Consider the following 9,400-nt stretch of genomic DNA (forward strand, 5'->3'; position numbering starts at 1 on the left):
GAGGAGCTGACCGACGCGGGCACCGCGGGCCTTCGGGTCACCCTCCAGGGACCGGATGTCGGCCTCGGTGGTGGACGCGGCGGCCAGGGTGTGACCGGCGACATCGTCGATCAGCTGGACGTGCATGTGACGGGAGGTGCGGTGGACGACGAGACGCGGGGTCTCGGCGGTACCGGAGATGTTCTTGCGCAGACGGTAGTGACGGCGCTGACGTGCGATGCGACGGCGGGTGGAGATGTCCTTGCCCACCGGGAGACGCTTCTTGTCGTTGCTCTGAGACATTACTTACCCGTCTTTCCGACCTTGCGACGGATCTGCTCACCCTCGTAGCGGATGCCCTTACCCTTGTAGGGATCGTCCTTCCGCAGACGACGGATGTTGGCGGAGATCTGTCCGACCTGCTGCTTATCGATACCTGCGACAGAGAACTTGGTGTTTCCGTCGACCGCGAAGGTGATGCCCTCCGGAGCCTCGATGAGGACCGGGTGGGAGTAGCCGAGAGCGAACTCGAGGTTCCTGCCCTTGGCCTGGACGCGGTAACCGACACCGAAGATCTCCATCTTCTGGGTGTAACCCTCGGTCACGCCGACGACCATGTTGTTGATCAGCGAGCGGGAGAGACCGTGCAGGGAGCGGTTCTTACGGTTGTCGTCCGGACGGGAGACGATGATCTCGTTCCCCTCCTGGGCGGCGGAGATCGGGGCCGGGATCGCCTGGGACAGAGTGCCCTTCGGACCCTTGACCTCGACGGTCTGACCGTCGATGGTGACGGTGACGTTGGCGGGGACGGCCACGGGGGCCTTACCGATACGTGACATTGTGCTGCGTCCTCCTTCTACCAGACGTAGGCGAGGACTTCCCCACCCACGCCCTTCTCGGTCGCCTCACGGTCGGTCAGCAGGCCCTGGGAAGTGGAGATGATCGCCACACCCAGGCCACCGAGGACCTTCGGGAGGTTGGTGGACTTGGCGTACACGCGCAGACCCGGCTTGGAGACGCGGCGGACGCCGGCGATGGAACGCTCACGGGAGTTGGAGTACTTGAGCTCCAGGGTGAGCTGCTTGCCGACCTTGGCGGCCTCTTCGACGGTGAAGTCGGCGATGTAGCCTTCCTTCTTCAGGATCTCGGCGATGTTCGCCTTGATCTTGGAGGACGGCATGGACACGCTGTCGTGGTACGCGTTGGACGCGTTCCGCACGCGGGACAGCATGTCCGCGATGGGATCAGTCATCGTCATGACGAAATGACCTTGTGCCTTTCTCGCCACGGTTCCCGTGACCACCCGGGCGTAAACCGCGTCATTGAGGGCAACTGACGCTTCCCCGGTTCAGTAACCGGGGTTGCTCGCTGCCGTGGTGACGACGCGGCCGCATGAGGGCGGAGGGCCTGTGACAAAGTGGTTGAATGCTTCTGTCCGACATACGTCGACGGCCTGACCGGGAAGATTCACGGTCAGACCGTACGCACAACTGGACCCGTCTACGCTAGCAACCCGCACGACCAGGGTCAACCCACTGGTGCCGAGTCGGTTTCCGGGGGTCCGGCGGCGTAGTCTCTGCAGGGTCACCACCGACCAGTCAGTGAGGAAACACACACAACCATGTGCGGCATCGTCGGAATGATCGGCAACAGCCCGGTCAACCAGGACATCTACGACGCTCTCCTGCTCCTGCAGCACCGCGGCCAGGACTCGACCGGCATGGCCACGGCCGAGATCAGCGGCCACCTCCACACCTTCCACGCCCGCGGCCAGGTCCGCGAGGTGGTACGCACCCGCGACATGCGTTCCCTGCTCGGCAACGTCGGTCTCGGCCACGTGCGGTACGCGACCCGCGGCGCGGCGTCCTCCGAGGAGGAGCAGCAGCCGTTCTACGTCAACTCCCCCTACGGCATCACCCTGGTGCACAACGGGAACCTGACGAACACCAGGGAGCTCACTGACGAGCTCCGTCACCGTGACCGGCGGCACGTCAACTCCTCCAGCGACACCGAGCTGCTGCTCAACGTCCTCGCGTCCGAGCTTCAGGACACGACCGGCCCGACCGACCTGACCCCGGAGGGGATCTTCAGCGCGGTCGCCGCGACGCACCGCCGCATCGAAGGCGCCTACGCCGTCGTCGCACTCATCGCGCACCACGGTCTGCTCGCCTTCCGTGACCCCTTCGGCATCCGCCCGATGGTGCTCGGGCGCCGTCACCCCAGCCCCGCCCAGCTCGAGGAACGTCCCGACGCGCACGACGAGTGGGTCGTCGCCTCCGAGTCGCTGGTGCTGGAGAACGGCAACTATGAACTGGTCCGGGAGCTCGCCCCCGGTGAGGCGGTCTTCATCACCCCCGACGGCAAACTGCACGCCCGGCAGTGCGCGGACGCCCCGGTCCTCAAGCCGTGCTCCTTCGAGTACGTCTACCTCGCCCGCCCGGACTCCGTGATGAACGGCATCTCCGTCTACGACTCGCGGTTGCGCATGGGTGCCCGGCTGGCGAAGACCATCGTGGAGCACATGCCGGTCGAGGACGTCGACGTGGTCATGCCGATCCCCGACTCGGCGCGTCCCGCCGCCATGGAGGTCGCCCGTGTCCTCGACATCGAGTACCGCGAGGGATTCTTCAAGAACCGCTACGTCGGGCGCACGTTCATCATGCCGGGTCAGGCGGTGCGCAAGAAGAGTGTCCGGCAGAAGCTCAACGCCATGTCCACCGAATTCAAGGGCAAGCACGTGCTGCTCGTGGACGACTCGATCGTCCGCGGCACCACCAGCTCGCAGATCATCGAGATGGCCCGCGCCGCCGGTGCCCGGAAGGTGACTTTCGCCTCCGCCGCCCCGCCGATCCGCTACCCGCACGTCTACGGGATCAACATCCCCACCGAGTCCGAGCTCATCGCGCACGGCCGGACGATCCCCGAGATCTGTGAACTGCTCGGCGCCGACCACCTGATCTACCAGGAGGTCGAGGACCTGGAAGCTGCGATCCTCGACGGGCAGACCGACCAGCAGCTCGACGGCCTCGATCTGAGCTGCTTCACCGGCGACTATGTCACCGGCACCGTGACCAGGGAGTACCTCGACTGGGTCGCACAGGCCCAGGAGAGTTGACCTGTATCGTCTGCGGTCCAGACCTCTGGCCTTCAAAAGGAACACGGCAGGTCCTACGGCAGGAACGGAGACAATGAGCCCCTGCCGCAGGCCCGGCACCCACCGCTGAGACAATGCCGAAAGTACCGGGGTTGAGCGGGTTCACCTGTTCCCGCCCTTCCTGGTGACCCTGCCCCGGCCGTCCACCTGTTTCCTCGTGGCGAAGATGGACCCGGGCCCGACGGCGGGTCTCCTCAACGCAGGAAAACACACCGGGCAGCTTCTCTTGTTTGAATAGGTACGCCTAACGTCACCCTCAAACGGGGGTGTATTCGGTACGGTGACGATCCGTTCTTCCGTCCGCGCCCGGCGCGACCGAATCCGACTTCCCTAAACTTGGCCTGATGAACCGCCCATCTGACAGCTACATGCACTCCTCCTTGAGCCTGTACCACGGGGAGATCACCCCGGGGCGCCCGCTGTTGGTCGTCGCAATGGCCGGTGAGGCCACGCACCTCACCGAGGGCCTCGACGACCTGCCGGTGCTGCTCACCGGGATCGGCAGGATACACACCACCCTCTCCCTCACCGACTGCCTGCACCGCTACCTGCGCGCCGGCGGCCTGCCCAGCGGCATCATCAACATCGGCACCGCCGGCGCGCTGCGCCCGGGACTGACCGGCGTGCACCGCATCGGCCGAGTCCTGCTCCACGATTTCTCTCACTCCTCCGTCGCCGCCTTCACCGGGTCCGACGAATACCCGCCGCTCGACCTCACCGCCGAGACCCGGCTCCCCGGTCTCACGCCGGACACCCTCGACGGGATCGAACGGGACGCGGCGTCCTCCGTCACCCTGGCGACCGGGGACGTCTTCGTCGAGTCTGCCACCCTCCGCGACCGCCTCGCCGAGGACGCCGACATCGTCGACATGGAGGGCTACGCCGTCGCCTCCGTCGCCCGCTGGTTCGGCGTGCCGGTGCAGCTGATCAAGGTGATCAGCGACGACGCCGGCGACTCCGCCGGAACGGCGTGGCGTGAGGAACTGCCGCGTATGGCCCGGAAGATCGCGGCGCACACCCTCGGCGAACTCACGACGCACCACCGGCCGGAACTCACCGCAGAGTGACGGGCGACGACACACCCACCGCCTTAGGCTCACCTCACCTCCGTGATAGGTTCGTCTGTATGAGTGTCATCCTGTCCGGACGCCGACGGCGTCCCCTCGCCACCGTCCTCTCCGTCGGCCTCACCCTCTCCCTCACCGTCGGGCTCGCCGCCTGCGGTGTCGGATCGGAGAACGGTGGCGGCGTGGGCGACGCGCACGAGACCTCCTTCGACGCCGCCGTCGAGGCCTTCCCGGACGCCGACGCCGTTCCCGCCGCGACCGACACCCGTGGTGTCTCCTACGCACCCCTCGTCGGAGACGTCACACCCGTCACCGCGGACCCGCGGCCGGCTCTGCCCGTCAGCCTCACCGACGCCGACGGCGTCGACGTCACCGTCGATGATGTCTCCCGTATCATCCCGCTCGACATCTCCGGCACGCTCTCGCGGACGCTGGCAGGCCTGGGGCTGCGCGACAACATCGTCGGACGCACCGTCTCGTCCATGGAGCCGAGCCTCGCGGACCTTCCCGTCGTGACCCACGGCGGCCACTCGATCAGTGCGGAGGCGGTGCTCAACCTCCGTCCCTCACTCATCATCCTCAACGCCTCCGTGGGCCCGGAGGACGCCGTCCGGCAGATCCGCGAGGCCGGTGTGCCGGTCGTGATGATGGAGGACCCCGAGTACACTCCTGAGGCCGTCGCCGAATCGATCACGACCGTCGCGGACATCGTCGGGCTCCCGGACGAGGGGCGCAAGCTCGCCGAACGCGCCGGCGACGAGGCAGAACAGGCCCGTGACACCATCAGGGACCTGGCCGACGCCACCACCGACGGCACCCCGCTGCGCGCGGCGTTCCTCTACGCCCGCGGCGACGGGGGTGTCTTCTACATCCTCGGCCCGGACTCCGGCACCAGTGAACTCATCGAGGGTCTCGGTGCGGTGGACGTCGCCAAGGAGAACGGCATCACCGACATGGCCCCGGCGACGGCGGAGGCGCTCGCGAAACTGGACCCGGACGTCCTGGTCATGATGTCCGCCGGTCTGCAGTCCACCGGCAACGTCGACGGCCTGCTCACCCGGCCCGGCATAGCGCAGACGACGGCGGGCCGGGACCGCCGCATCCTCGCGATCCCCGACTCACAGGCCCTGAGCTTCGGCCCGCAGACGGGAGAGATGCTGCTCGCCGCCGCAGGTGCCCTCTATGACCCGGACTCGCACCGCGACGCCACCGCATCCTGACCTCCCCGACCGGCGGGACCTGCGGGGAGACCGGCGGGGAGACCGGCGGGGAGACCGGCCGACAGTGCGGAACGGCGTCCTACACTGGGTGCCATGACCGAGAACACGCAGAAGAAGCCCGCGAAGGGGTCCCCCGAGGAGAAGGCCGCGATGCTGGCATGGCTGGCCGAGGTCGCCGCGGAACTCGACCTCGACCCCTCGATGGTGGACGCCACCGTCGGCGATGTCCTGGCGCTCACCGGCACCGTCGCCCACGACCGGTCCCGGCCCGCCGCACCGGTGACCTCCTTCCTCATCGGTCTCGCCGCCGGCCGGCGGGTCGGCCCCGACGCCTCCGACGCCGACCTGCTCGCCGCCGCACAGCGACTCATCACACAGGTCCGGGAGCGTGCGGCGCGTCCCGTGGAATGAGACGGTCGTTCGGCAGAATCTGACGGTCCCCGGTGTGCCGCCGGTCACCGACATGGCTAGCATCGGAGGGATGACGAATGCGCAGGGACTCCCTCCGGTCACCGAACAGGTGAATCCGGTGGCCAACCGGTACGACCACCCCCGTGTCAGTGAGAACGAGAAGGTCGCGACGGGCATTCCCGCCGTCCTCCACGCCATGCAGTACGCGCTGCCGAACAACGCCGGCCCCTCACTGCTGACCATCAACAAGCACAAGGGCTTCGACTGCCCCGGCTGCGCCTGGCCCGAACCGGACCAGCACGACCTCAACATCGTCGAATTCTGCGAGAACGGCGCCAAGGCCGTCGCCGAGGAGACAACACCGACCAAGGCCGGCCCGGACTTCTGGGCGAGGTACACCGTCGAGGAACTCCGCGAGAAGACCGACCACTGGCTCGGCAGGCAGGGACGCATCACCCACCCCCTGGTCTACGACCGTGACTCCGGCGACGGCCACTACCGGCCGATCAGCTGGGACGCCGCGATCGCGATGATCGCCGGGGAGCTGCGGTCCGTGGACCCCGACGAGGCGGTGTTCTACACCTCCGGCAAGGCCGTCAACGAGTCCGCCTACGCCGTCCAGCTGCTGGCCCGCCGGCTCGGTACCAACAACCTGCCGGACTGCTCGAACATGTGCCACGAGTCCACCGGATCCGCCCTTTCAGCCACCCTCGGCCTCGGCAAGGGCTCGGTGACGATCAACGACTTCCACACCACCGACCTGCTGATCTCCGTCGGCCAGAACCCGGGGACCAACCACCCGCGCGCGTTGACCGCCTACTCCCGCTGCAAGGAGAACGGCGGGAGGATCATCGCCCTGAACCCGATGCCGGAGGCAGGGCTCATGGCCTTCCGCGAACCACAGGCGGTGAAGACCTACCTGGGGTTCAAGGAGAAGCTCGCCGACGACTACCTCCAGGTCCGGCTCGACGGTGACCGGGCCCTGTTCCTCGCGGTGAACAAGGAACTCGTCGCCCGTGACAATGTCATCGACCACTGGTTCCTGGACACGTACACCACCGGTTTCGACGCCTTCAAGGCGCACCTGGAAACCCTCGACGACGACGGGCTGGCCGCCGCCCACGGCATCCCACGGTCCCAGGTCCTCGGCATGGTCGACGCCATCGAGGCCGCGTCCAGCACCATCATCACCTGGACCCTCGGCGCGACCCAGCACAAGAACGCGGTCGCCACCATCCAGGAGATGGTGAACACGCTGCTGATCACCGGCCGGATCGGCAAGCCCGGCTGCGGTACCGCCCCACTGCGCGGCCACTCCAACGTCCAGGGCGACCGCACCATGGGCGTCTGGGAGAAGTCCCCGGAGAGTTTCCTCGCCGCGATCGAGGAGGAGTTCGGGTTCCCCGTCCCCCGCAAGCACGGTTACGACACTGTCGCTTCACTGCAGGCCATGCGAGACGGCAAGGTGAAGTTCTTCCTGTCGTTGGGCGGCAACCTGGTCCGCGTCGCGTCCGACACGGCGGTCCTGGAACGCGGCATGGCAGCCAACGAGCTCACCGTGCATCTGTCGACCAAGCCGAACGGTTCCCACGCCTGGCCGGGACGCCGCTCCCTGATCCTCCCGGTGCGGGCCCGCACGGACCTGGACATGCAGAAGTCCGGACGCCAGTCCGTCACTGTGGAGGACTCCGCCGGGAAGGTCCACGCCTCCACCGGTAAGCGCCGCTTCCACCGCAACTCCGATCTCAGGAGCGAGGTCGACATCCTCTGCTCCATCGGACGCGAGACCTTCGGCGACGACTTCTGGCAGCCGATGATCGACAGTTACGATGTACTGCGCGACCACATTGCGGCCACCATCCCCGGCTTCGAGAACTTCAACGAGCGTCTCAACCACCCGGGCGGTTTCTACCTGCCCAACGGGCCCCGCGAGCGGAGGTTCACCACCGCCGACGGCAAGGCCCACCTCACCGTCAACGAGATCGACCCGGTCGTCCTGAAGCCCGGCGAACTGATGATGAACACGGTCCGCACCCATGACCAGTACAATTCCACCATCTACGGTATGGACGACCGCTACCGCGGGATCAAGGGTGGACGCCGCGTTGTCCTGATGAACAGGGAGGACTGCGTCGAACGGGGACTGCGCGACGGTGACATGGTGGACATCGTCTCCAGTTTCCCCGACGGTGAGCGCCGGGCCCCCGACTTCCGCGTCGTGGAGTACGACCACTCCCGAGGTGGCTGCACCACCTACTTCCCCGAGGCCAACGTGGTCATCCCGCTCGACAACGCGGTGGACAAGTCCAACACCCCGGTATTCAAGTCCACCCCGGTCCATCTGGAACCCACCGGGAAGCGTGCCGGGGACATGCCGCCGATGCCGGCGGACGAGAAGTAGGGCTCCGGAGTACGCTGCGCACACATGGGTAGGTTGACCGAGAAAGCACGGGTGACGAAGGTACGGCTCGGGGACGGCTCGCCGGGCCACCCGGCGGTCGAGGTGGACACCCGTGCAGACACCCTCGCTGTGGAGGAGCCGCTGCAGATCCGCGTCGACGGTACCGACCTCACCACCACGATGAGGACGCCGGGGAACGACATCGAGCTGGTCCACGGGCTGCTGCACGCCGAGGGTGTCATCACCACGAGGACGGACGTCGCCGAGGCGCGGTACTGTGCCGGGGCGGTCGGGCCGATGGGCGGGAACACGTACAACACGCTGGACATCTCGCTGCGGGACGCCACGGCGTCCACCTGTGGCGTCCCGGCGTCCCCGGATCCCCGGGCCCCCCGGGATTCGCAGGAATCCCAGGGCCTACAGGGCTCCCAGGGCTCCCAGGGCGCTCAGGGCTCGTCTCGACCGGCCCCCGTACTCCCGCGTCCGGCCACCGGGGCGTCCTGCCCGACACTTCCGGTCGGCGGGGTCACCGTGCCCCGGGGTGCGCGTGAACTGCCGGTGCGCAACCTGGTGACGAACTCCGCGTGCGGGGTGTGCGGGACGACGTCGATCGACGACCTCATGAAGGAGAAGCGGTACACGCTGACGCCGGTGCACCCCACCGCGGAGCTGGTCGTGTCGATGCCGCGGCGGCTCGCCGAGGGGCAGCGGTCGTTCCGGAAGACCGGCGGCATCCATGCCGCCGGGGCGTTCACCGCCGACGGGCGTCCCCTGGTCATCCGGGAGGACGTCGGACGCCACAACGCCGCCGACAAGGTCATCGGTGCGCTGCTACTGGCTGACCGACTGCCCGGTGACGTCCGGCAGCGCACGGTCGACGCGGGTCTCGGTCCGGACGGCGACCCGGACACCCCGGCCTACCTGGTGATGAGTTCCCGGGCGTCCTTCGAGCTGGTGCAGAAGGCGGTGCTCGCGGGGTTCTCCGGGCTGATCGCGGTGTCCGCGGCGACGTCCCTGGCCGTCGACATGGCGAAGGAGTCCGGGCTGCTGCTCACCGGCTTCACCCGGGACGACAGGTTCAACCTGTACAGCGGCGGGCTGGCGTAGCGCCGGGCTGGCGTAGCGCCGGGTTGACCGCGCGCTGTGCCGCACTGTGCCGCACTGTGCC

The 9,400-nt window shown here is 67.7% G+C and carries 9 protein-coding genes; 6 read left to right on the forward strand and 3 right to left on the reverse strand.

Annotation, left to right across the window (positions count from 1 at the left end):
• From QZV72_RS04680 to rpsH, 3 genes are all read right to left on the reverse strand, one after another.
• Positions 1–282: 50S ribosomal protein L18 (locus QZV72_RS04680; protein WP_297005842.1), on the reverse strand; the 282-nt coding region annotated here is incomplete at its 3' end.
• Positions 282–818, reverse strand: coding sequence for a 50S ribosomal protein L6 (rplF, locus tag QZV72_RS04685; RefSeq protein ID WP_297005844.1), 537 nt, complete (start codon positions 816–818; stop codon positions 282–284). The genes QZV72_RS04680 and rplF, both read right to left, overlap by 1 nt.
• A 17-nt stretch (positions 819–835) precedes the next feature.
• Entirely contained in the window at positions 836–1,237 is a 402-nt protein-coding gene (rpsH, locus tag QZV72_RS04690) for a 30S ribosomal protein S8 (RefSeq protein WP_291474088.1), read from the reverse strand.
• A 363-nt stretch (positions 1,238–1,600) separates the two neighbouring features.
• Here rpsH and purF point away from each other — a divergent pair, with 363 nt between their 5' ends.
• The 6 genes from purF to fdhD all read left to right on the forward strand — a co-directional run bounded on the left by purF (position 1,601) and on the right by fdhD (position 9,339).
• On the forward strand, positions 1,601–3,094 hold the full coding sequence (gene purF / locus QZV72_RS04695; RefSeq protein WP_297005848.1) for an amidophosphoribosyltransferase: 1,494 nt from the start codon (positions 1,601–1,603) through the stop codon (positions 3,092–3,094).
• A 383-nt stretch (positions 3,095–3,477) separates the two neighbouring features.
• Positions 3,478–4,200 (forward strand): nucleosidase, encoded by a 723-nt coding sequence (locus QZV72_RS04700; protein ID WP_297005850.1) that lies wholly within the window; start codon positions 3,478–3,480, stop codon positions 4,198–4,200.
• A gap of 59 nt (positions 4,201–4,259) precedes the next feature.
• A complete protein-coding gene (locus tag QZV72_RS04705; protein WP_297005852.1) occupies positions 4,260–5,420 on the forward strand; it encodes a hemin ABC transporter substrate-binding protein in 1,161 nt (386 codons plus the stop codon).
• Positions 5,421–5,513: 93 nt separating this feature from the next.
• A complete protein-coding gene (locus QZV72_RS04710; RefSeq protein ID WP_297005853.1) occupies positions 5,514–5,831 on the forward strand; it encodes a DUF6457 domain-containing protein in 318 nt (105 codons plus the stop codon).
• A 70-nt stretch (positions 5,832–5,901) separates the two neighbouring features.
• Positions 5,902–8,232, forward strand: coding sequence for an FdhF/YdeP family oxidoreductase (locus tag QZV72_RS04715; RefSeq protein WP_297005854.1), 2,331 nt, complete (start codon positions 5,902–5,904; stop codon positions 8,230–8,232).
• 24 nt (positions 8,233–8,256) lie between these two features.
• The gene (gene fdhD / locus QZV72_RS04720; protein WP_297005856.1) at positions 8,257–9,339 is read left to right on the forward strand and encodes a formate dehydrogenase accessory sulfurtransferase FdhD; all 1,083 of its coding nucleotides are present in this window, start codon (positions 8,257–8,259) and stop codon (positions 9,337–9,339) included.
• The last annotated feature ends 61 nt before the right edge of the window (positions 9,340–9,400 follow it).

It is taken from the genome of uncultured Corynebacterium sp. (assembly GCF_902782855.1).
Taxonomy (GTDB): Bacteria; Actinomycetota; Actinomycetes; order Mycobacteriales; family Mycobacteriaceae; genus Corynebacterium.